We start from the raw sequence: 22,575 nt of genomic DNA on the forward strand, positions 1-22,575 counted from the left end.
AAAATCTCAAATCAAACAAACACCCATAAAGAGCGCTTGCCGACGAGAAACACAAACTTAAAGATGCCAAAAGCATCCTAAAGGTGTAACTTTCAAGAAAAACGCCTGTCTGGCTAAGCTTTCGTCTTTATCGTCGTGCATTGCACAACACGCATCAAAACAAAAACCGCCGCCTGCGTTTCTCTTCCTTCTCAATATAAAATTGTCAATGAACCGAAGCAAAAAGCCTCTTTAGACAAGATCAAAGCAAATGCCTTGAAAACCCTTATCTTTTTGCCACCAACCAGAAGCGCTCAAGCACCCCGTCCCGGCGGCGTGGAGCGGGTTATAGGCGCCACAGCCGGAGGTGTCAACGAGGATGATATAAAAACTTCATAAAATTCACAGGGCCGCCATTTCAATTTGAACTTCTGCATTTTTCGCTTGACGTATTCGTCAGAGTCGCCGCCGTTTACAGCAGGTCTACACAGTAGTAATGGGGGCTTGGCTTTGGCCAAATTGCGGCCGTAATCTGAAGGCACAAGAGGATGGTAGCAATTGGGGCATGACGCTACTCGCTTTCTTTAAGAGGGCATGAACGATTTTGGCGATTAGGGTGGGAACAACAAATCAAGATGCATGCAGGACACACCACGTCCATACGTACCGCGCAGGTTGACCTGGGCACGGTCCCGGCGCTTGGCGTAGACACGACTGCACACACCGCAGACCCAGCCCACGCACTCAACGCTCGATGGCTTGTGGGCACGGTGCTGACGGGGATCACGTCCATCGTACTCATGGGCGGAGCTCTCATGGCGTCGCTTGATGGCCAATACAGCCTTTCTACCCCTTATCAAGCCGAGCAGAAGAGCGCCGGAAAGAAGATTGCTACGCACGGTAGCGGCAAAGGTGACCGCTTGACCCGTGAAGATGCGGGCTTTTCCAATCGGGTGGTGATACCCGTTAACGTGGTAAGGCGTGAAGACGGTCGTGACCATGTGCGGGCACAGCCCTACGCTCTGGTTTCCGCCAGCCTTATCGAACAGAAATCCTCCGATGATGCGCTCGACATCCCCCCATTTGATCCGATCGCCATGTACCAAGGAGAGGACATCGCGCCGATTCAAGTAACCAGCGATGCAATTTATGGCGCGGACGTAGAAGGGGAAGTAACGATTTCCCAACGCGACTTCCCAATGAGCGCCCTTGGGTTGTCCGCTGTTGACACCAAACCGGAAGAAGACGTTTTCGAGGAGGTTAAAAAGGCGGCCCTGTTCATGGTCGACAATCGCACCGATATCGCGGCGATTCCCAGTTACGCTCCTGAGCCGCAACGCTTTGCGCCCATCATGGAGATGGACCTCGACAACCTGAAAGTTCGGATTACGGAAGAAAATGTCTCCTTTCAGGCCATGTCGGTTTCACCGCAAGCAGCAACAACCGTTGAGGAAAAAATCCATCCGGTACGCAGCGAGGACAACTTGCTGGACTTGATTCTGGATTACGAAGGATCGCAGCTGGAAGCAAATCAGATCGTGACCCGTTTCAAGGAAGACATCGGTCTGGATGTGCTTGAGGCAGGGCAAATCGTGCGCTTTGCCCTCGATCCGGAACGCGCCGAACATGCCGAAGGACGGCTGTTGCGCGTCAGCATCTACGAAAACGAACAACACCTTGGAACAATCGCCCGCAACGACGAAGGGCAGTTCATCGCAGCCGCGGAACCATCCACTTCCCTGCGTGCCATGGCGTTCAATCAACTGGACACACCGCGCAGTACAGGCAACCCGACTGCGACCTACTACGACAGCATCTACCAAACCGCCCTGGAAAACGAGATCCCCAAGGCTTTGATCAACGAACTGCTTCGAATCTACTCCTTTGATGTCGACTATAATTCCACGGTCCGTCCCGGCGATGCCATCAGCGTCTTCTACGGCCTGACCGAAGGTGAAGAAGAGGCGGTCTCTGAAATTCTGTATACATCCCTGAAAGCGAATGGTCGGGTTCATCGGTTCTATCGATTCCGCAACCCAGAGGATGGCACGGTCGACTATTACGATGAAGACGGCCTGAGTGCTCAGCAGTTTCTCTTGCGCAAGCCAATTGCCGGGGGACGCTTCACATCGGGCTTTGGCATGCGCCGCCACCCGATCAACAAGACCCGCCGCATGCATACCGGGGTTGACTGGGCTGCGCCGAGAGGAACCGCTATTCTCGCCTCTGGCGATGGCACGATCATTCGAGCCGCCTGGACCGGGGGCTACGGACGCCACGTCCGGATCCAGCACGCCAACGGATATGTCAGCACCTACAGTCATATGAGCCGCTTTGGCGACGGGATTGAACAAGGCGGCAAAGTGCATCAAGGCCAGGTCATCGGATATGTTGGCTCGTCAGGGCTGTCTACCGGCAACCACCTGCACTACGAGGTGAAAGTTAACGACCGGTTCGTGAACCCGATGAAGATCAAACTGCCGAAGGGGCGGAACCTGGAAGGGGAAGTGCTGCAAGCCTTCAAGCGCGAACGGGACCGCATTGATGCGCTGCTGACTCAAGGTACTCCCAACCAGCAATTCGCAGCCATCAATAACTGACCGACGAAAATAGTACCAAAAAAGGGGCGGCCCTGGAGCCGCCCCTTTTCATGAGAACCAAGATCCCGAATTACTTGGCCACATCAAACAACATGCGGTCTGTTCCAGCAGAACAGGTAATCGATTGACCATCCTGTATCTTGCCAGCCAGTAGCATTTCCGCCAACGGATCCTGGACCTGCTTTTGAATGACGCGCTTTAAGGGCCGCGCCCCATACGCGGGGTCATAACCTTTGTCAGAAAGCCACTTCAGACCATCTTCATCCACCGTCAGCGTGATCTTGCGCTCATCCAACAAACGCTGCAGACGCCTTAGCTGGATTTCGACGATTTCGGCCATCTGGCTCCGCTTCAAGCGATGGAACAGGATGATTTCATCCAAACGATTCAGGAACTCCGGACGGAAGTGAGCCCGCACGGCCTCCATCACGGGTCCACGAACCGCCTCGGCATCTTCGCCCTCGCCCTGAGCCGCCAAGAATTCAGCGCCCATATTCGAGGTCATGATGATCAGCGTGTTTCGGAAATCCACTGTCCGACCCTGGCCATCTGTCAGACGCCCATCGTCGAGAACTTGAAGCAAGACGTTGAAGACATCTCCATGCGCCTTCTCTATTTCGTCGAACAGAACAACCTGATAGGGACGGCGGCGGACAGCCTCCGTCAACGCGCCCCCCTCTTCATAACCGACATAGCCGGGAGGAGCCCCAATGAGGCGGGCCACACTATGCTTTTCCATGAACTCGGACATGTCGATGCGAACCATGGCGGTTTCATCATCAAACAGGTAGGCGGCAAGGGCTTTGGTCAGCTCGGTTTTACCCACACCGGTCGGGCCGAGGAACATAAAGGATCCAATGGGCCGGTTCGGATCTTGCAAGCCGGCTCGCGCCCGCCGTACGGCAGTCGAGACAGCGTGAACAGCCTCTTGCTGGCCAACAACCCGCTTGGACAGTTCATCTTCCATACGAAGCAGCTTCTCGCGTTCCCCTTCCAGCATCTTGTCAACGGGAATGCCAGTCCACCGTGACACCACATGAGCTATGCTTTCGCTGTCAACTGTCTCCCGCAACATGGCGTCAGCATCCTGATCTTCTTCATCAGCAACAGACAGCTGTTTTTCCAGATCCGGAATCACGCCGTAAGCCAGCTCACCCGCACGCGCCAAGTCGCCACTGCGTTGTGCTTTTTCCAGTTCGATGCGGGCTTCGTCAAGCCGCTCCTTGACTTTTTGCTCACTGCTGAGCTTGTTCTTTTCCGCCTCCCATTTCTGGGTCATGGCCCGTGATTGCTCTTCCAGATCACTCAGCTCTTTTTCCAGCTTGGCCAAACGATCCTTTGTCGCGTTGTCCTCTTCCTTTTTCAGGGCTTCACGCTCGATCTTCATCTGGATGATGCGCCGGTCCAGTTCATCCAGTTCCTCGGGCTTGGAATCCACCTGCATGCGCAAACGACTGGCAGCCTCGTCGACCAGATCAATGGCCTTGTCCGGCAGGAACCGGTCAGTAATGTAGCGATTGGACAACGTGGCCGCCGAAACGATAGCACTATCCGCGATTTTCACGCCGTGGTGAAGCTCATACTTTTCCTTGATCCCACGCAGGATCGAAATGGTGTCCTCAACTGTCGGCTCGCTGACAAAAACTGGTTGGAACCGGCGCGCCAAGGCAGCGTCCTTTTCCACGTGCTTTCGGTACTCATCCAGTGTGGTGGCACCCACACAATGCAACTCCCCGCGCGCAAGCGCTGGCTTGAGCAGATTCGACGCATCCATAGCGCCATCCGACTTGCCTGCGCCAACAAGCGTGTGCATCTCGTCAATGAACAGAACAATGCCGCCATTGGAGGCCTGAACTTCCGACAGGACAGCCTTCAACCGCTCCTCGAACTCACCGCGATATTTCGCGCCGGCAATCAGCGCTCCCATATCCAAGGCAAGCAACCTCTTGTCGCGTAAGGACTCGGGCACATCGCCGTTCACGATACGCAGTGCCAAGCCTTCTGCAATGGCTGTTTTACCAACACCAGGCTCGCCAATAAGAACAGGGTTGTTCTTGGTACGACGGGACAACACCTGGATCGCACGGCGGATTTCGTCATCACGTCCGATTACAGGGTCCAGTTTGCCATCCTTGGCTTGCTGGGTGAGATCCTGCGCGTACTTTTTCAGCGCGTCATACTGGTTTTCCGCACCAGCCGAATCCGCCGTTCGTCCTTGACGCAGCTCATTAATTGCCTCGTTCAAACTGTTGGGCGTTACACCCCCATCCTGAAGGGCACGACCAGCGGCACTCTCCTTGTCCATCGCCAAGGCCAGCAGCATGCGCTCAACCGTAACAAACGAGTCGCCAGCTTTTTCGGCCACTTTTTGAGCCTGATCGAAGAAACGAGCAGTAGCCGGCGCCAGATACAATTGACCGTTGCCCCCACTAACCTTGGGCAGCGCTGCCAGATCGGCATCATTTTTCAACCGTACGTCGGCCACCCGACCGCCTGCACGCTCAATAAGCCCGGCGCACAGACCCTCCGAGTCATCCAGTAGGACTTTCAGAACGTGTTCAGGAGTAAATTGCTGATGCCCTTGCCCCAAGGCAAAGGTTTGAGCTGATTGAACAAAGCCGCGGGCTCTATCACTGTACTTTTCGAAATCCATAGAACTCTCCTGTGTCGCTGCACCACCCGAAGCATGGCCAGCACATGGAAATTCCGAACCTCGCTCATGAGCATCCGGAACGAAGCCTTCCGCTTCGCTCCATTGATATAATGTTGCAATTTGACAACAAAAGACCCCCAAGAACAAGTTCTTGGGGGCCATGATATCTACCTATGGATTACGAGACCTGACGTGATCGATGCAAAGCTTAGCTTTTTCAACCAACTCATGGCTTGTAAAGCACAAACCAAAACCTTGCTCTTCGCACGTCACCAGGGCTTCAGAGGGCAAACTTACCCTTCTGCGCCTTCTGTGGCCTCAGCTGCCGGAGCCGCGTCGGCGTCGGTAGCCTTGGTACGGCGGGCACGTGTTGTCCTCGGAGAACGGGGGACACGCGGGGTGCGCACGCGCGGCGTACGCTTGGCCTTGGGAGCAGCGTCCGCGTCAGTTGCTTCAGCAGATTGCTCTCCATCACCCGAACTCTCGGCGGGTGCCTCAGAATTATCGCTTTCCTCAGGGAGTGCCGCGACAGGCGCCGCACTGGTGCGACGAACACCGCGACCTCGTGTACCACGCGTCCGGCGCTTTGGCTTGTCATCCGCAGAAGCCCCGTCCTCATCAGTTCCCTGATCAGACGAAGACATTGCCGGCGTTTCGTCACCTTCCGGATTCACCTTCTTCTGGTCACCGACTGCCCCGCCATCATGGTCTTCAATGTAAGGCTGGGGCGTATCCAGACCAATTACCGGTTGACCTTGATCTTCGCTTGCATCGCTGGACTTTGCCTTGCTGGTGGCAGCGGCCTGATCATGACCATTGGCGGCCTGCGGCGCATTGTTCTCATCCTCGGAACGCGGCGAAGCATTGTTGTTGGACGCTTGCTGGTTCTGCTGTGGCTGAGCCGCCGCAACGATGCGCGAATAGTGTTCGGCATGCTGAAGGTAGTTTTCGGAGACGATACGGTCCCCCGAGGCCTGAGCATCGCGGGCAAGCTGCTGATACTTTTCAGCAATATGCATCGCGGTGCCCCGGATTTTGACGTCCGGTCCATTGGACTCGTAAGTGCGGGTCAGCGGATTGGGCGCCTTGCGGCCCCGGCCACGCATACGTTTGTTATTCTGATTTCCTGGTCTCATTATGCCGTTAACTTTCACGAACGGCGATCAGCAGAAGCTGATCTTCCATAGGGCAAGTGGCTTCCCTTGGAACGTCCATATGCCGTTTCAATAGATCTGTCGTGTTCGCAAATGCAGGCCACGCGTCTTGTTCAACGCATTGCGTCCTGTGATTTGTCAAATGTAAGTCTTGCGATAGGCCAACAATGTCATTGAAAGCGTTAAAAAACGCTCTCAGTCTTACGCAACGATACACGGGACTGCCGATTTGTTTGTAGCATACAAGTTATCGGCGTTATTATGTGGGCTTTTCTCAATTTTATGAGAGCCCGCCCCGATGCAGCTAATCGCTGGTAACATCAGCCGGCGAGAAGAACGTAGCTTGTTCTGCTTCGATTTCCAAGGCCTTTTTTCGGAATTCATCAACAACCAGCGGACTAATCTACATTCATGACAACCACACGGTCGTTTCCGGCCAAGTCCTGCCGCCCCCCAGCGAAAAAGAAGCCATTTTGCTCAATAAGTTGACGCAATGGGAACATCTGATCCCAACCGATCTCAAGAAACAACGACCCGCCGTATTTAAGCGCTTTGTCCGCCTCTCCAATCAACTCCCGGTATGCATCCAGCCCATCCGGACCGCCATCCAATGCCACAATTGGATCATGTTTGCGCACCTCCTCTGCCAGCGTGCCGACAACTGAGCCGCGAATATAAGGTGGATTACTCACGATAAAGTCGTAGCTGTGGGCCAGACAGGATAAATAGGATCCACGCACGAAAGCCATACGCTCCGCCACCCGGTGACGGATTGCGTTTTGCCGCGCCGTATGCAGTGCGTCCGAACTGATGTCCACAGCCACAGCAAATGCATTTGGAAGTTCAGTCAAAAGCGCAACCGCGATCGCTCCAGTTCCCGTACCAATGTCGGCGAATACCCAGTCGCGATGGTGGCTATTCGGCTGGCCATATTGTGAGAGCACAGCCTCCACAAGGACTTCCGTGTCCGGACGCGGCTCCAGCGTCCCCTCGCTGAGCTTGAAGGTCAGCCCCCAAAACTCTCGCTCGCCAAGAATACGTCCAACCGGCATGCCAGACAGACGCTTCGCCATGTAGTCCCGCGCCTTGCTGAGACACAGACCGGATGCAACCTCGCCATATCTGAAAGGCAGCTGCTTGGGATCAAGCCCCGCGGCCGCAGCCAGCAGATAGCGCGCATCCAGATCCGGCTCTGAAACGTTCGCGGCCCGGAACGCATCCCGCATCTCGAGGAAAGCTTGCTGAAACGTCTGGACAGCGCCTTCGGACATGGCGTCTTACAGCCCTTCTGCTGCCAAGAGGTTGGCTTGATGATCCATGATCAAGGCATCAATCACCTCGCCTGTGGCCTCGCCTGCCATCATCTGGTCCAGCTTGTAGAGCGTCAACCCGATCCGATGATCCGTGACGCGGCCCTGCGGAAAGTTATAGGTACGAATGCGTTCGGACCGATCACCAGAACCGACCTGCAATCGACGTGCTTCCGTGCGTTCGTTCGCCGCTCGTTCGCGCTCCACGTCATAAATCTTGGCGCGCAGCAATTTCATCGCGCGCTCCTTGTTCTTGTGCTGCGACCGCTCATCCTGTACGGCGACGACAATCCCGGTCGGTTCATGGGTAATACGCACGGCGGAATCCGTCGTATTAACATGCTGCCCACCGGCACCAGAAGCGCGGTAAGTATCGATGCGCAAGTCCGAAGGATTGATATGAATGTCTACATCCTCGGCCTGCGGCAGTACTGCGACAGTCGCAGCGGAGGTGTGGATACGGCCTCCGGATTCCGTTTCCGGAACGCGCTGCACACGATGAACACCAGACTCAAATTTCAGCTTGGCGAACACTTCCTGCCCGGTAACGGCAGCGGTAATTTCCTTGAAGCCCCCCATCTCGCCTTCACTGGCCGACAGAACTTCCACTTTCCAGCCCATCAGGTCCGCAAAGCGCTGATACATGCGGAACAGGTCGCCTGCAAACAGAGCCGCCTCATCACCACCGGTGCCAGCGCGTATTTCAAGGATGACGTCGTTGGAATCCGCTTCATCGCGCGGCAGCAAACCAACTCGAACCACCTGCGTCAGGTTCTCGACCTTTTCTGAAAGCTCCGCGCGTTCGGCTTCAGCCAGTTCACGCATCTCCGCATCGGTCTCCGGGTCTGACAACATCGCTTCCGCGTCGGCCAATTCCGATTCTGCTTCTCTCAATTCGCGAATGGACTTGATGATCGGCTCAAGCGCCGCATAGTCTCGCGACAGCTTGATATAAACACTGGCATCCGGGCCGGACGCCATTTCATGCTCGATTTGGTCAAAGCGCGACAGCAGTGTATCCAGTTTTTCTTGCGCTATCATTCGCGCGCTTCTCCTTGTTTTGTGCCAATAGGGAACGGGGCCGCAGGCATGACCACCACACGCCGCGCCCTGCATTTCCCAAAACGTTGCTATACAGGAATATCGTGCTCGGCGGCAAAGTCCGCGAGGTACTGACGCATGTTCTCAGGCGTATGCCCCGTCTCCAATTTCGGCAAAAACGCTTCTTTGAACTTGGTCAGATCCAGACTGCGCAGCATGGCCTTGACAGGCCCGATAGCTGACGGAGACATGGACAGGCTGCGATAGCCCAGCCCCAACAACGCCATCGCCGACAGCGGCTGACCGGCCAGCTCACCACACAATGTCACGGGCACATCCATACGATCGCCCACATCCACAATATGCTTCAATGCACGCAAGAAGCCGGGATGTAGTGTATCAAACCGGTCCGCCACCAAAGTATTGCCGCGGTCCACGGCGTTGAAGAACTGGAACAGATCGTTAGAACCGACGGAAACGAAGTCAACTTCCTGGTAAAGCTCCTCCAGCTGCCATAACAGCCCCGGCACTTCCACCATGACACCAAGTTTCAGTTCTTCCGGCGTTGGATGACCATGTTGCCGCAAGTGTTTGAGTTCACGCTCGACGTAATCCTTGGCCCTGCGGAATTCATCCACGTCCGCTATCATGGGGAACATGATCCGCATTGATCGATTGGCGCCTGCATGCAACAGCGCCCGGATCTGAGTGCGCAGCAGTCCGGGCCGATCGAGCCCGAAGCGGATTGCTCTCCACCCCATTGCGGGATTTTCTTCCTGAGCCAGCCGCATGTAGGGCAGCACTTTGTCACCACCGATGTCCAGAGAGCGGAAGGTAACCGGCTTGTCACCGGCTTCATCCAGCACTTTGGAATACAGCGTTTGCTGCTCCTTCATCCGAGGGAAGGAAGAGGCCACCATGAACTGCAGCTCAGTCCGGAACAATCCCACACCGGCCGCGCCCGCATCATTCATGCTGGGCAGGTCAACCAGCAGGCCCGCGTTGAGCTGCAATGTAACGTCCGTCCCGTCCAGCGTAACGGTTGGCTTGTCCCGCAGCCTCTTGTACTGCGCCTGACGCTTGGCCCGAAAACGAACCTTGTCGGCAAATGCCTGCTCAACATCCGGCGCGGGACGCAGGAAGACCTGCCCCACTTCGCCATCAACGATCACTGCATCGCGGGTTTCGGCAAGTGAAACGATGTCCTCCACTTGACCGATTGTGGGGATGCCAAGCGCCCGCGCCACAATGGTGACGTGACTGGTAGGGCCGCCTTCTTCCAGAATAAGGCCGCGAATGCGATCCCGATCATAGTCCAGAAGCTCGGCCGCCCCCATGTTGCGGGCAACAATGATGGCATCTTGAGGCAACTCTTCCTCGGACGCGCCATGCCCGCGGCCCATCAACTCGCGGATCAAACGCAGCGCCAGGTCATCCAGATCGTGCAGACGCTCTCGCAAATAAGGGTCAGTCTGACGCAACATCCGGGCGCGGGTGTCGCTCTGCACTTTCTCAACCGCTGCTTCGGCCGTCAGGCCATTGCGGATTGCTTCCTCGATCTTGCGCACCCAACCACGGTCGTAAGCAAACATGCGGTAGGCTTCGAGAACCTCCCGATGTTCTCCGTGCTGAGAGAAATCTCCGTTGGCAAGCATATGATCGAGCGACAAACGCAGCCGCTGAACCGCCCCGTCTAGGCGCTCCTTCTCAGCATCTGCGTCCTCGGCAATCAGGTTGGTGATGACCACACGCGGTTCGTGCAAAACCACATGGCCCAGCCCGACCCCATCCGACAGCGGCACCCCTTTCAGGTGCAGTGGCCGAACGAGATCGATGGTCGTTCCCTGCTGGGCAATGGCTTCCAACTCGCCGGCAGCCACCATCTCTGCAATAACCATTGCCGTGGTTTGCAGAGCCTCGACTTCATCTTCGAAGTAGGTGCGGTGGGCCATATTCTGCACCACCAACACGCCGAGCGTGCGACCGGCGCGCAGAATAGGCACGCCAAGGAAAGAGTTGTAGCTTTCTTCTCCGGTTTCCGGACGGTAGGCAAACGCTGGATGGGCTTGGGCGTTCGGCAAGTTCAATGGCCGGGCATCTGAAGCGATGAGCCCCACAAGCCCTTCGCCAACCCGCAGCGCTGTTTGGTGAACTGCGTCCTTGTTCAGCCCTTCTGTCGCATAAAGCTCCAGAATGCCATCGGCACGCAAAATGTAGACAGAACACACTTCGGCAACGACATTCGCTGCAATAAGCCGAACAATCTTGTCGAGACGTTCCTGCGCATTGATGGGTTCTGCCATCACCTCGCGAAGGCGACGCAAGAGAACGCGCGGTCCGGCCAAGCTGCTGCGCATACCCTGTCCTACCTATCCGTTGTCGTCCGAGCTGAGTTAAACCAGCGGCTGTCACAGTGTAATACAGCCACCGGCAAACTGTCGAATCACCTCAATTAACCGTCGAGACCATATAGCGAATGCAGAGTCCGCACCGCAAGTTCCGTATAGGCAGAATCAATCAGGACTGAAATCTTGATTTCCGATGTTGTGATGGCGCGAATGTTAATGCCCTTTTCGGCAAGGCCACGGAAACAATCCGCCGCTACACCTGCGTGAGAGCGCATTCCCATGCCAATCACCGACACCTTCACCACATCCGTTGTGCCCTCGAGTGTCTGATAACCGATCTCGCTGGCCTTGGATTCCAGAACCGCGCGGGCACGGTCATAATCCGTCTGCGGTACGGTAAAGGTGATGTCGGTTGTCTTTCCGTCCGGCGAAATATTCTGAACAATCATGTCCACATTGATATTCGCCTCAGCCAGCGGCACGAAAACATTGCTGGCCACACCGGGCTTGTCAGCCACATTTCGGATGGAGATTTGCGCTTCGTCCTTCGAGAAGGCAATGCCGGTGACAACTTCCTGTTCCACTATCTCGTCCTCATCACAGATCAACGTGCCCTTCGGCAGGTCGCCGTTGCCGGCCTGCGGGGCTTCCGGATCATCAAAGCTGGAGCGAACAAACGTCCGCACGCCATGTACCATCGCCATTTCCACGGAGCGCACCTGCAACACCTTGGCACCCAGCGAGGCCATTTCAAGCATCTCTTCGAAGGAGACACGCTCGAGCCGCTGCGCCTTGGGCACAATACGTGGGTCCGTGGTGTAAACACCGTCAACGTCCGTGTAGATGTCACAGCGATCAGCATGAATTGCCGCCGCCAGCGCAACTGCACTGGTATCAGAGCCGCCGCGTCCTAACGTGGCAATACGGTTATCCGGTGCCAGTCCCTGGAATCCGGCGACCACCGCAACCTGCCCCCGCTCGAGGCGTTCAATCACGGTCTCGCCTTCGATTCGCTCAATCCGCGCAGCGCCATGCGCTTCGTTTGTATGGATTGGAATCTGCCATCCCTGCCAAGACCGAGCTTCAACGCCCATGTCCTGCAATACAATAGCCAGAAGCCCGGATGTGACCTGCTCACCGGATGCCACGACCGCATCATATTCACGCGCATCATGCAGCGCGGCGGCCTCTTTTGTGTACCCGACCAATGTATTTGTTACACCAGCCATGGCGGAGACCACCACAGCGACCTGATGACCGGCATCAACTTCACGTTTCACATGCCGCGCTACATTGCGGATGCGATCAAGGTCGGCAACAGACGTGCCGCCGAATTTCATAACCAAACGGGCCATCGCTTCCCATTTTCCTCCGAGGGCCTTGAAGCACAGTACAAACTGCCACAGTTGGCGCTCATGCATACAGTGCCCGCCCTTCCATCGCAACCAGTGGCTTGACAAAAAGGCTTCAGCGACCCACCAGTGAACTGAATAAGTTGGAGTTCTCACAGCATGACCGCCTCAAAACCCACCAACCCATCCGGAACTGTCGATCAGGCCGAAATCGACCACTTTTCATCGATCGCCGCCGAATGGTGGGACCCGACAGGCAAGTTCCGCCCACTGCACAAGTTCAATCCGGTGCGGATTGAATACATCAAGGAGTATGTGGCAGCCCATTACGGCCGCGACGAAAAGTCCCCGACCGCACTTGAAGGGCTGCGGTTTCTCGACATCGGCTGTGGCGGCGGACTGCTGAGCGAACCCATGGCCCGTATGGGTGCAGAGGTGGTTGGCGCAGATGCTTCTGAAAAGAACATCGCGGTGGCCAAGCTGCATGCCGAACAGTCTGGTCTGGACATCGATTACCGCGCTGAAACAGCAGAGGCACTGGAAGCTGCCGGAGAGCAATTCGACGTTGTTCTCAATATGGAAGTGGTGGAACACGTGGCAGACGTGCCGTTGTTCATGGAAACATGTACCCGGCTCGTCAAACCCGGTGGCCTCATGTTCGTTGCAACCATCAACAGAACATTGAAAGCCTATGCACTGGCGATTGTCGGCGCTGAATACGTGCTTCGCTGGCTGCCAAGAGGCACGCATTCCTACGAAAAACTTGTCACTCCGGACGAACTCGCCGCGCCCATTACCGCTGGCGGCATGCACATTTTCGAGCGCTCCGGGGTAAGTTACAACCCGCTGACGGACTCGTGGTACCGCACCCGCGATCTGGATGTGAACTACATGGTGATTGCAAGCAAACCCGAAACCTGAGGCCCAAGATGATTGATTTTGAACAGGAACGCATGAAGAAAGTCGTCACCGATGAACCTCTGGTATTCATTCCGGGTCTGGCGGCCACCAATGCGCTGTTCGCACCGCAAATTGTAGCCTTCATGGATCAACCGCTCATGATCGCCGACACATGTAACGCCGATACGATTACGGGCATGGCCGAACAACTGCTTGCGCAAGCGCCAGAGACGTTTGCTCTCGCCGGCCTGTCCATGGGCGGATATGTGGCCATGGAAGTGGCACGGCTTGCGCCAAAGCGCGTCACACGACTTGCCTTGATGAGCACCAACGCTCGCACGGACAGCCCGGAGCAAAGCGAGAACCGCTACAAGCAGATCCGCATCGCCCAAGACGGAGGCTACGATAAAATCGTGCCCGGCCTATATCCGAATTGGGTGCACCCGCACCGTTACGACGACAGTGAGCTGAAGCAAACCGTCATTGACATGGCACAGGAAGTCGGCGCCGAAGCGTTCATTCGGCAACAAACGGCAATGTTGACGCGCATTGACCAGCGGGAGAACCTCAAGGCCGTCAATTGCCCCGCGCTGGTTTTGATTGGCGATAGTGATCAGATCACCCCAATGGAGCGGGCAGAAGAAATGAACGCAGCCTTGCCAAACAGTGAGCTGGTCACCGTGCCCGAATGCGGCCATCTGGCCACACTGGAACAACCACGCGCCACTATTTCAGCCCTGCAAGCCTGGATGCTGCGTGGTTGATCCGCGTTTTGCGTGCCCTTTTTGAGTGTAGCCGCGCAAGCCCCTACTTTTGAATAGTGTGCAGTGCAACACTGCTGGGTTACCCTAGGGTCACCTGCCGATCGCAGCAGGTGCGCCCGACGGCGAGATTCCTTCGGGCGAATGGAGAGGTAAACCAGCCACGCAAGAACGCACACCAACCAAGCGGGGGGTTCAATGTTCAATTTCGACAACCAATTCAAAGATGCCATGGAAATGTGGAACAGCACACTGACTGGTGCTCCATGGCGCACCTGGGCCGAGGGATTGGAGAAGTCGACCGTCGGTCCACTTGAAACACTCATGCAGACGCAAAGCGCCATGATGAAGGCCTCCCAACAAATGGCCGACAAGGAAATGGACTTCATCCGTCATCGCATGGATGAACGTTTTGCCTACATGCGCAATCTCTGGAATTGTCCAAACGGGGCGGAAGTCGCTCACATCTGTACGGAGTTCTGGCAGAGCGCCTTTGAAGATTACCGTGACCACAACGCCGAACAGGTCCACATCCTGACCAAGACCATGAGCGAAAACACGGCACAAGCTTCAGACGCTTTGACGGACAGCCTGGCGGGCCTCAAGGCTGCAGAAGAAGCTCTCGCACCGCCCAAACCGTCCTCCACCGGCACAAAGAGCGGCACAACCCGCCGGGCCGCCAATAGCCGCAGCAAAACCCAGAGCACCGCGAAAGAGGCCTCGTCCAGCTCAAATTGACTGACACTGTCAGGGTTGTGAAACCATCACCGTGCCGAACAAGTATCGCACGGTGATGGTAGATCAGTTCCGGTCTTCCGGAAGGACTGGCAGAGGCAGCACATCAATGCCCTCTTCCAACAGCTCCCGCGCATCGTCGACCGACGCCTGGCCATAAATCCCGCGCTCTTCGGCCTCACCGTAGTGCATCTTGCGCGCTTCTTCTGCAAACCGGTCACCCACATTTTCTGCGTTCTCGGTAACCTGTTTACGGAAAGAGCGTATCGCATCCACCAACTCCCGCATTTTTTCCGAGTTGAGCGCCATGTTCGGCTGCGGGGCCGCCCCCGCCGTGGCGGGTACAGCCGCGGCTCCGGTCGCCGGACTGGCGGATGCAGACGCCTCTTGCGAAGGCACTGCAGTAGCTGTTTCTCGCGCGGCCTGTGCTTCAGCCTCCGCTTTGGAGCGGGTCCGCGAGGTTGAAACGTTGGGTGACATCAACCCCTTTGAGACCTTGGTGGACTCGCAAATCGGGCATGCCACCAGGCCACGTTGCACCTGTGCTTCAAAGTCTGCTGAGTTTCGGAACCACCCGTCAAAACGGTGCCCGCTATCACAAACCAAGGCGTAGTTGATCAAATTCCTTACTCCTGCGCCCTAGAGCGCAACCTCATCCACCGTGAACGTCCGTGCGTTGGCAATGGCAGGCACTCTTGCCCGGGCATCCTCGGCAAGTTTCAGCCGTATTTCGGCAACCAAAACTCCCGGCTCATCATGATCAAGCTCGGCAATCACGCGCCCCCAAGGGTCAACGATCATGCTGTGACCATAGGTTTCGCGCCCATCCTCATGGGTTCCGCCTTGAGCAGCCGATATCATGAACGCCCCATTTTCGATGGCGCGTGCACGTTGAAGAACATGCCAATGAGCACGGCCGGTTTGCCGCGTGAACGCTGCCGGGGCGGACAACACTTGTGCACCCCGTTTTGCTTGCTCTCTAAACAGGGCGGGCTGGCGCACATCATAGCAAATCGCCATGCCTACCTTGGTGAAAGGCAACTCCACAACCGGCGACACACTGCCTGGCTCGTAGGTCTCGGATTCTCGCCAACTTTCGCCACCAGGCAGATCCACATCGAACATGTGGATCTTGTCATAACGTGCGGCAAGACCACCATCAGGCGCAAGCAAAAACCCGCGATTAGCCAGTTTCCCGTCTTCACGCTTGATTGCAAGAGATCCCAAATGCAGCCAGATCTGAAGGTCGCGCGCCACATCGCTCATCCGTGCCAGAAACGGGTCTTGCGCTTCTAGGGATACAGCGGCCATCTGGGCCTCTCGGCCCCGCTCAAGCACATTGGTCATCTCCGGCGTTTGAACATAGAGCGCCCCGCTATGGGCCGCTTCGCGCACCAGCGCCTCACAAGCATCCAGATTGGCACGGACATCCCGTCCGGAGCGCATTTGTACACACGCAGCTTTGAACTCATGCATCAGCGGTTACCCCTTGAGCTAGCAGTTCAGATAATTAGACACCCGCAGCCAGAAGAGCGTCAAGCTGACCGCGTCGTTCCAGGCCATACAACTCGTCGCACCCGCCTACATGCTCAGACCCGACAAAGATCTGCGGGAAGGTGCGCGCACCGTTGGACTTGCGGATCATCTCGCTTTTGAAAGTAGGATCATCCGAACAATTATATTCGGTATATGCAACACCCTTTTCATCAAGAAGGCGCTTGGCGCGGGTGCAAAAGCCGCACATGTCACGGGTGTAAATCACGACATCTGTCATGGTGTTATCCTCTGGCGCCCACACATGGCGCCCGTTCGTAGGTGGGTCCTATCATTTGTCAGAGGGGTATATATGGCGTGTAGGGGCACAGGCGCAAGAGACGAGCCTTTTTGCAGCCCCGCGAAGGTGAAGCAAGGCTCACCGCCGCCCGGCCAATCAATCGCTCTCGTGAACAACCCGGGCAAATACGAGAACATCCACCTGCGCTGCGCCGGCACGCCTTAAAGCGCGCGTACACGCTTCAACCGTTGCACCGGTTGTCAGGACATCATCAACCAACACAACGTGCCGTCCCTGCACAGCAAAACGCCGTTCTTCCGCAACGACGAACGCACGGCGAACATTCTTGCGGCGCTCATCACGCTTCAATCCCACCTGCCCTGTTGTGCGGCGAACCCGTTGCAATGCCAGACAATCAACATCCAATCCCCGCGCCCGTCCAATCTCTTGAGCAAGCAACGCTGCTTGATTATAGGTTCGCTGCCATAATCGCATCCAATGCAAGGGCACAGGAACAAGCACCACACCATCCTGCAACAACTCCGCGCCACTCCGCCCCATCATGGGTGCAAGCACACGGGCAAGGGCTGGTCGATTGGCAAACTTGAACTGATGCACCACATCCCGCGCCGGTCCCGTGTAACTTGCAGCCGCTCGTGCCCGGTCGAACTCAGGCGGTTCGGCAATGGCCATGGGGCTCAACGCACCGGGTCCCAGATCATAAGTCAACGGTGTCCCGAGCCGCTCACACCACGGCGGCGACAAGAACTGGATTTTCCCCCAACACGCGGAACACAGCCCGGCGCTGTCCTGTACGCACACACCGCAACTGGGACAGGTCGGCGGAACCAGAAAGTCGACACCAGCACGGCTGTACCGCAGGAGACCATCCAAAAGCTTCTGCGGCCAATTGGCTAAAGAAAACCGTAGACCCTGCACGTAATCCCCCCTATCTATTGCCAGTGTCAGCGTACCATGGCATGTCAACGAGGGATGCCTCTGGATCGTCACCCTCAAGGAGCCGGGGATCAATGCCCGGTCGGACCGGGTACAAAGCTGCAGACCCATCAACCCAAACGCACCAAGGTGTAGGCATGAGCATGAACGCCCTCTTTGACCGCCCTCTCATCAAGCGCCGGAGAGCAGCGGCTGTCGAAGCGGCGATAATGGGGTCAGATTTTCTGCTAAAGGTCGCAGCACAAGATCTGGAAGACAGGTTGATGATGGTCACCCGTCAGTTCGAAAAGGCGGTAGATCTTGGCGGGCACGGGGGGCATATCGCGGAGGTCTTGCGCGCATCAGGCAAGGTCGGCAACGTCATACGTGCCGATCTGTTCGCGCCCGACCACAGCAACTCTCCCGGACCAGACTTGGTTGTTGATGACGCAGCGCTGCCCTTTGCCGATGAAAGTCTTGATCTGGTGGTGTCCACACTGAACCTCCAGCTGTTGGATGACCTGCCGGGGACATTGGTCCAGATCCGCCGGGCTTTGAGACCAGACGGCTTGTTTCTGGGTCTTTTGCTGGGAACAGATACCCTGCACGAACTCAGGGACAGTCTGATGAGGGCGGAAATGGAAATCTGCGGTGGCGTCTCTCCCCGGGTGATTCCGTTTGCAGATACCCGCGATCTGGGAGGGCTGTTACAACGCGCCGGCTTTGCATTGCCTGTGGCAGATCTCGACAAGATAACCGTCCGGTACGACACCCTGTTCGATCTGGCGAAAGACTTGCGGACCATGGGGGCAGCCAACCCACTTCTGGAACGGCAAAAGACTATGGCGCCGAAGGGGTTGTTCATGAGGGCGGCGGAATACTACGCACAAAACCATTCGGATCCGGACGGCCGCATTCGCGCCACCTTCACCTTTGCCTCATTGAGCGGCTGGGCGCCCCATGAAAGTCAACAGAAGCCATTGCGCCCTGGAAGTGCAAAAAAGAGCCTCGCTGAGGCTCTTGGTACGGACGAAAAGAAACTATGAGAAAAGGCTGTTAGTCTGCAGAGCGTTCAAGCGCCGTGCTTGTTTCGGTGAATACGCCATTCATGCTGTTGTTGATAGCCCCAAGGCTGCCAACGATCGCCAGCGCAATCAGGCCGGCGATCAGTGCATATTCAATGGCAACATTGCCCCGCTCATCCTTGTTCATATGAGCGATCGTAAACCCTGCTCGTGATACGTCGGAGCCCTGCCGCTTACACACCATATCCGCCTCGTCTTAAGGCAGGGCCGCTTGGGTCTAACCGGCAACCAGATCAATCAGGTGCGGTATCAAGGGCTCATCTGCCGGTGGCATTTTATAGTCTCTCAGGCGAACCGGACGGGCCCATGTCAGCGCCTGTCCCTCGGCGCCAACGGGCGTGCCATCCCATCGCCTGCAAACATAAAGTGGCATCAGCAGGTGAAAATCCTCGTAAGTGTGGCTCGCGAAAGTCAGCGGCGCGAGGCACTCTTTCTTAACCGTAATTCCCAGTTCTTCACGCAATTCGCGAATGAGCCCATCTTCCGGCGTTTCGCCAGCCTCCAGTTTTCCGCCGGGAAATTCCCAGAATCCCGCGAGCGCTTTGCCCTCTGGCCGCTGGGCAAGAAGAACTCGCCCATCAGCATCAAAAAGCGCACAGGCGGTGACCATTACGATTTTCATAAGAATTGTCCGTCCTGTTTTGATACAGCCCACTTACCAGCCAGAAACCATAGCCAAATAAGGTTTAGGTTTGGCGGAAAGCTATTGTTTGCAATAGTGATAACGATAGGCTTCGCGATACCCCAACGACTCATAAAGTCCGACAGCTGCCGTGTTCTGAACCATCACCTGCAACCAAGACCGATGGCACCCGCTGATCGCTCCGATCCGTTGAGCTTCAACCAGCAAAGCGCGTGCAAAGCCACGGCGGCGATGTTCAGGGTGGGTCGCGATGGCAAACAAGCCCATGCAGTCACGATCCAGCACAGCCAAAAGCACAGCACACGGGTCGCCCTCCGGGCCCAACACTGTCAGGCACAGTTTTTCCGAGGCAATGCGTGCCAACGTTTCCGACATGGATCGTATCGCCGGCTCGGTTACCTTGCTCGGGTCCGTGCCACCAACACTGATGTAATGGCTGGTCCACGCTTCCTGCGTGAAACGCTCGATGGAATGATCCGTCGGTAGCTCCGGATCGGCAGCGGCCCAAATGCCGCGCTCCATCACCAAGGTCGGATCGTACCGCTGCCAGCCTTCCTCATTCAGATAGTCATCCAATGCCTTGGGCATCAAAGGTGACCAACGCACCACAAATGGCACGCCCGCATCGGCCGCCAGACGCCGGGCCGAGACAAGGCGCTCTGGCACACGTTCATCATCGTCGCGGTCGAAGAAATTCAGGGAATTGACCCGGCGCGCCGGATTATGCGGCGCAAGCCGCATCATCCAGCGCCCGTCATAATTGGTCAGCAAGCTTGGATAGCAGTTCAAATTGGACTGTTCGAGGCGATACACCTGCGCCATGTCCAACTCCGAAAATCCCTTCAAGGGATCAACTTCTGTAGTCGCCATTGATCGCCACATATTCTTTCGTCAGATCGCAGGTCCAGACCTGGGCTGAGCCAATGCCCAACCCAAGATCAACCTTGATCAAGATGTCATCTTCTTTCATGACGGCTGACGCCGCCTCTTCGCTGTAATCTGGGTCGCGCTCGCCGTCCACGGCCACACGCACATCACCAAACCATATGGCCAACCGATCACGATCGGCAGGCTCACCTGCCTTGCCAACAGCCATCACCACGCGGCCCCAGTTTGCGTCTTCACCGGCCACAGCCGTTTTCACCAAAGGTGAGTTGGCAATCGCCAGAGCAATCGCCTTGGCAGACGCATCGCTCTCAGCCCCCACCACATTCACCTCAACAAACTTGGTCGCCCCTTCGCCATCGCGCACAATCTGATGAGCCAGCTCGCGCATCATATCCTGCAATGCGGCCTTGAAAGGGCCAAGACGGGGGTCTGCAGCATCGGTAATCCATTCACCGCCAGCTTGCCCGGTTGCCGCAAGCAATACCGTGTCCGATGTGGAGGTATCACTGTCAATCGTGATGGCATTGAATGTATCAGGAACGCCGGCGCTTAACAGGCTTTGCAGCACGGGCGCGGCAATAGGCGCATCCGTAAACAGGAAACCGAGCATGGTCGCCATGTCCGGAGCAATCATGCCGGCCCCTTTGGCGATACCATTCAAGGTAACGGTCTGCTGACCCAATTGGACAGTTCGCGTTAGATACTTGGGATAGGTATCGGTGGTCATGATTGCCTGCGCTGCATCGCGCCAACCCGCGGGTGCTGACTTTGAAACCAGTTCTTTCGCAACGGTTGAAAATTTTTCTGCCGGCAGCGGCTCGCCAATCACGCCGGTCGAAGCCAGAAAGATCTCATTCTCAGGACATTGAACGGCTTCAGAAACAATGCGCGCGGAAAGCGCCACCGCTTCCTTGCCTTTCTTGCCGGTAAAGGCATTTGCATTGCCTGAGTTGACAAGGATAGCCCGAGCGCGGCCACGAGTCAGATGCTGTTTACACCAATCCACCGGCGCAGAACTGCACTTTGATTTGGTAAATACGCCGGCAATCTGGCTGCCCTCGCTTAAAAGCGCCAGAACCACATCCGTTCGATCTTCATACTTGATTCCAGCAGAAGCCGTTGCCAAACGCACGCCAGCAACCTCTGGCATTTCCGGATAGGATTTCGGGGCAAGGGGGGAAAGGGTGTCGGACATAAAAAACGCTCCAGAAAGAAACCGGCGAAGAAAAAGCTCCGTTTGGAGGTAGCCAAACGGAGCTCTAAAGACAAGCTTAACATGGTGCCGGCACGCTTAAGAAACGCCCGACCATCTCATCATTCGGCTTTTTCACCGTCCTGCGCAGCTGCGTCATCGCCTTCGGCTTCTACCGGCTCGACAATGGCGACGTCGGCGCTTGCCCGCAGTTCTTCAAGTTTGGCGCGGAACTTTTCCAGAACCAGATTCTGGCGCAGCTGGTCGGCAACCTCTTCCAGTGCTGGAGCCGGACGCTCCCGTGCTTCCTCATTCAGGATGATGTGATACCCGAACTGGGTCTTGACTGGCTCCTTGGTGAAGGAACCCGGCTCAAGGGCAAAGGCTGCTTCTTCAAATTCCGGCACCATCTGTCCTTTGCCGAAAAAGCCAAGCTGTCCACCGTTCTTGCCGCTCGGCCCTGTGGATTTTTCCTTGGCCAACTCGGCAAAGTCAGCTCCGCCCTCCAGATCGGCAATGATCTGCTTGGCTTCGTCTTCCGTTTCGACAAGGATATGGCGGGCAGAGATTTCCTGTTCGCCCTTGAAGTCACCAAACTGCTCATCATAGGCAGCCTGAATGTCGTCTTCAGAAATCGTGTTTTGAATAAACTTCTGGAAATAGGCGTTGCGCAGCGCACGGGTGCGCTCGAATTCCATCAACCGCTTGAAATCAGGCTCGTCCTGCAGGCCCTGTTCCTTAGCCGCATTCGCCAAAAGATTCATTTCCACAAGCACATCAGTCAGCACACCGCGCCATTCGTTCGGTGGCACCTGCTGCAGCTGGTTCGCATAGTCCTGAGCCGCATAGGCCAGATCACCTTCCGTGATTTCCACCTGATCGACAGTAGCGACGACATCATCCACGTCCTGCGCGTAGACGCTGGCAGTGCCGAACCCGATTACAAGTGTAAAGGCCGCGACGGAGCACTTGAGTACTGTTGGAAACTTTCGAAGCATGATTACTCTTTCTTTAAGTTGCTTTCAGCCCCTGAACGGGAGCAACGAGGACAATGCGCAGAATTGCGACTGCAGATAACGTTGACAAGCATAAGGCCCCAACTTATCTCTCACTGCGCCCCTCTTATTTTCCGAAGGGCTTTCGAGATAGTGTGACCATTGCGCTGACTCGCTGTAGTCGCGGGTTGCATAGATCAGAATTTTGACGATTTCTAGGGCCCACCAC

20 protein-coding genes are annotated in these 22,575 nt (G+C 56.3%); 5 read left to right on the forward strand and 15 right to left on the reverse strand.

From position 1 onward, the window contains the following. Positions 1–614: 614 nt before the first annotated feature. Positions 615–2,579, forward strand: coding sequence for a M23 family metallopeptidase (locus G512_RS0108220; protein WP_028481308.1), 1,965 nt, complete (start codon positions 615–617; stop codon positions 2,577–2,579). Between the two features lie 70 nt (positions 2,580–2,649). Here G512_RS0108220 and clpB read toward each other — a convergent pair whose 3' ends face one another. From clpB to G512_RS0108250, 6 genes are all read right to left on the reverse strand, one after another. After that, on the reverse strand, positions 2,650–5,232 hold the full coding sequence (clpB, locus tag G512_RS0108225) for an ATP-dependent chaperone ClpB (RefSeq protein WP_028481309.1): 2,583 nt from the start codon (positions 5,230–5,232) through the stop codon (positions 2,650–2,652). Positions 5,233–5,525: 293 nt separating this feature from the next. Continuing rightward, positions 5,526–6,368 carry a DUF4167 domain-containing protein gene (locus tag G512_RS0108230; protein ID WP_073833049.1) on the reverse strand — a complete coding sequence of 281 codons (843 nt, stop codon included), beginning with the start codon at positions 6,366–6,368 and terminating at the stop codon, positions 5,526–5,528. A gap of 416 nt (positions 6,369–6,784) precedes the next feature. Next, positions 6,785–7,657 carry a peptide chain release factor N(5)-glutamine methyltransferase gene (gene prmC, locus G512_RS0108235; protein ID WP_028481311.1) on the reverse strand — a complete coding sequence of 291 codons (873 nt, stop codon included), beginning with the start codon at positions 7,655–7,657 and terminating at the stop codon, positions 6,785–6,787. A 6-nt stretch (positions 7,658–7,663) separates the two neighbouring features. Next, positions 7,664–8,737: a peptide chain release factor 1 gene (gene prfA / locus G512_RS0108240; RefSeq protein WP_028481312.1), complete on the reverse strand. Its 1,074-nt coding sequence runs from the start codon at positions 8,735–8,737 to the stop codon at positions 7,664–7,666. An 89-nt stretch (positions 8,738–8,826) separates the two neighbouring features. Beyond that, on the reverse strand, positions 8,827–11,094 hold the full coding sequence (gene ptsP, locus G512_RS0108245; RefSeq protein ID WP_028481313.1) for a phosphoenolpyruvate--protein phosphotransferase: 2,268 nt from the start codon (positions 11,092–11,094) through the stop codon (positions 8,827–8,829). 95 nt (positions 11,095–11,189) lie between these two features. Then, positions 11,190–12,440 (reverse strand): aspartate kinase, encoded by a 1,251-nt coding sequence (locus G512_RS0108250; RefSeq protein WP_028481314.1) that lies wholly within the window; start codon positions 12,438–12,440, stop codon positions 11,190–11,192. Between the two features lie 156 nt (positions 12,441–12,596). On the opposite strand from G512_RS0108250, the gene ubiG reads away from it, so the two are divergent. From ubiG to G512_RS0108265, 3 genes are all read left to right on the forward strand, one after another. Continuing rightward, complete coding sequence (gene ubiG, locus G512_RS0108255; protein WP_028481315.1) at positions 12,597–13,358, forward strand: bifunctional 2-polyprenyl-6-hydroxyphenol methylase/3-demethylubiquinol 3-O-methyltransferase UbiG; 762 nt, start codon at positions 12,597–12,599, stop codon at positions 13,356–13,358. Positions 13,359–13,366: 8 nt separating this feature from the next. Continuing rightward, a complete protein-coding gene (locus G512_RS0108260) occupies positions 13,367–14,101 on the forward strand; it encodes an alpha/beta fold hydrolase (RefSeq protein WP_228130490.1) in 735 nt (244 codons plus the stop codon). Positions 14,102–14,296: 195 nt separating this feature from the next. Beyond that, a complete protein-coding gene (locus tag G512_RS0108265) occupies positions 14,297–14,836 on the forward strand; it encodes a phasin family protein (protein WP_028481317.1) in 540 nt (179 codons plus the stop codon). Positions 14,837–14,899: 63 nt separating this feature from the next. Here G512_RS0108265 and G512_RS0108270 read toward each other — a convergent pair whose 3' ends face one another. The 4 genes from G512_RS0108270 to G512_RS20405 all read right to left on the reverse strand — a co-directional run bounded on the left by G512_RS0108270 (position 14,900) and on the right by G512_RS20405 (position 17,546). Continuing rightward, positions 14,900–15,454, reverse strand: coding sequence for a DUF1178 family protein (locus G512_RS0108270; RefSeq protein WP_028481318.1), 555 nt, complete (start codon positions 15,452–15,454; stop codon positions 14,900–14,902). A gap of 18 nt (positions 15,455–15,472) precedes the next feature. Then, complete coding sequence (locus G512_RS0108275) at positions 15,473–16,309, reverse strand: carbon-nitrogen hydrolase family protein (RefSeq protein WP_028481319.1); 837 nt, start codon at positions 16,307–16,309, stop codon at positions 15,473–15,475. Between the two features lie 34 nt (positions 16,310–16,343). Beyond that, a complete protein-coding gene (grxC, locus tag G512_RS0108280; RefSeq protein ID WP_028481320.1) occupies positions 16,344–16,607 on the reverse strand; it encodes a glutaredoxin 3 in 264 nt (87 codons plus the stop codon). A gap of 156 nt (positions 16,608–16,763) precedes the next feature. Next, positions 16,764–17,546, reverse strand: a complete 783-nt coding sequence (locus tag G512_RS20405; RefSeq protein WP_208974975.1) for a ComF family protein — start codon at positions 17,544–17,546, stop codon at positions 16,764–16,766. A gap of 155 nt (positions 17,547–17,701) precedes the next feature. Here G512_RS20405 and G512_RS0108290 point away from each other — a divergent pair, with 155 nt between their 5' ends. After that, complete coding sequence (locus G512_RS0108290) at positions 17,702–18,589, forward strand: methyltransferase domain-containing protein (RefSeq protein ID WP_028481321.1); 888 nt, start codon at positions 17,702–17,704, stop codon at positions 18,587–18,589. Between the two features lie 10 nt (positions 18,590–18,599). Here the strand turns inward: G512_RS0108290 and G512_RS22375 are convergent, their stop codons facing one another. The 5 genes from G512_RS22375 to G512_RS0108315 form a co-directional block, all read right to left on the reverse strand. Further along, a complete protein-coding gene (locus tag G512_RS22375) occupies positions 18,600–18,812 on the reverse strand; it encodes a Flp family type IVb pilin (RefSeq protein WP_407636263.1) in 213 nt (70 codons plus the stop codon). A gap of 33 nt (positions 18,813–18,845) precedes the next feature. Beyond that, positions 18,846–19,250, reverse strand: a complete 405-nt coding sequence (mutT, locus tag G512_RS0108300) for an 8-oxo-dGTP diphosphatase MutT (RefSeq protein ID WP_028481322.1) — start codon at positions 19,248–19,250, stop codon at positions 18,846–18,848. 81 nt (positions 19,251–19,331) lie between these two features. After that, entirely contained in the window at positions 19,332–20,141 is an 810-nt protein-coding gene (locus G512_RS0108305) for a GNAT family N-acetyltransferase (RefSeq protein ID WP_028481323.1), read from the reverse strand. Further along, the gene (gene argJ, locus G512_RS0108310; RefSeq protein ID WP_028481324.1) at positions 20,122–21,354 is read right to left on the reverse strand and encodes a bifunctional glutamate N-acetyltransferase/amino-acid acetyltransferase ArgJ; all 1,233 of its coding nucleotides are present in this window, start codon (positions 21,352–21,354) and stop codon (positions 20,122–20,124) included. The genes G512_RS0108305 and argJ overlap by 20 nt, the downstream gene beginning before the upstream one ends. A 119-nt stretch (positions 21,355–21,473) precedes the next feature. Then, the gene (locus G512_RS0108315) at positions 21,474–22,349 is read right to left on the reverse strand and encodes a peptidylprolyl isomerase (RefSeq protein WP_028481325.1); all 876 of its coding nucleotides are present in this window, start codon (positions 22,347–22,349) and stop codon (positions 21,474–21,476) included. Positions 22,350–22,575 lie beyond the last annotated feature (226 nt).

The sequence above is a fragment of the Pseudovibrio exalbescens DSM 16456 genome, from assembly GCF_000422785.1.
Taxonomy (GTDB): domain Bacteria; phylum Pseudomonadota; class Alphaproteobacteria; order Rhizobiales; family Stappiaceae; genus Pseudovibrio; species Pseudovibrio exalbescens.

Coding starts and splice junctions, on each gene's coding strand:
- G512_RS0108220 (WP_028481308.1), top strand. CDS start 615: ATGCATGCAGGACACACCACGTCCATACGTACCGCGCAGGTTGACCTG.
- clpB (WP_028481309.1), bottom strand. CDS start 5,232: ATGGATTTCGAAAAGTACAGTGATAGAGCCCGCGGCTTTGTTCAATCA.
- G512_RS0108230 (WP_073833049.1), bottom strand. CDS start 6,368: ATGAGACCAGGAAATCAGAATAACAAACGTATGCGTGGCCGGGGCCGC.
- prmC (WP_028481311.1), bottom strand. CDS start 7,657: ATGTCCGAAGGCGCTGTCCAGACGTTTCAGCAAGCTTTCCTCGAGATG.
- prfA (WP_028481312.1), bottom strand. CDS start 8,737: ATGATAGCGCAAGAAAAACTGGATACACTGCTGTCGCGCTTTGACCAA.
- ptsP (WP_028481313.1), bottom strand. CDS start 11,094: ATGCGCAGCAGCTTGGCCGGACCGCGCGTTCTCTTGCGTCGCCTTCGC.
- G512_RS0108250 (WP_028481314.1), bottom strand. CDS start 12,440: ATGGCCCGTTTGGTTATGAAATTCGGCGGCACGTCTGTTGCCGACCTT.
- ubiG (WP_028481315.1), top strand. CDS start 12,597: ATGACCGCCTCAAAACCCACCAACCCATCCGGAACTGTCGATCAGGCC.
- G512_RS0108260 (WP_228130490.1), top strand. CDS start 13,367: ATGATTGATTTTGAACAGGAACGCATGAAGAAAGTCGTCACCGATGAA.
- G512_RS0108265 (WP_028481317.1), top strand. CDS start 14,297: ATGTTCAATTTCGACAACCAATTCAAAGATGCCATGGAAATGTGGAAC.
- G512_RS0108275 (WP_028481319.1), bottom strand. CDS start 16,309: ATGCATGAGTTCAAAGCTGCGTGTGTACAAATGCGCTCCGGACGGGAT.
- grxC (WP_028481320.1), bottom strand. CDS start 16,607: ATGACAGATGTCGTGATTTACACCCGTGACATGTGCGGCTTTTGCACC.
- G512_RS0108290 (WP_028481321.1), top strand. CDS start 17,702: ATGAGCATGAACGCCCTCTTTGACCGCCCTCTCATCAAGCGCCGGAGA.
- G512_RS22375 (WP_407636263.1), bottom strand. CDS start 18,812: ATGGTGTGTAAGCGGCAGGGCTCCGACGTATCACGAGCAGGGTTTACG.
- mutT (WP_028481322.1), bottom strand. CDS start 19,250: ATGAAAATCGTAATGGTCACCGCCTGTGCGCTTTTTGATGCTGATGGG.
- G512_RS0108305 (WP_028481323.1), bottom strand. CDS start 20,141: ATGGCGACTACAGAAGTTGATCCCTTGAAGGGATTTTCGGAGTTGGAC.
- argJ (WP_028481324.1), bottom strand. CDS start 21,354: ATGTCCGACACCCTTTCCCCCCTTGCCCCGAAATCCTATCCGGAAATG.
- G512_RS0108315 (WP_028481325.1), bottom strand. CDS start 22,349: ATGCTTCGAAAGTTTCCAACAGTACTCAAGTGCTCCGTCGCGGCCTTT.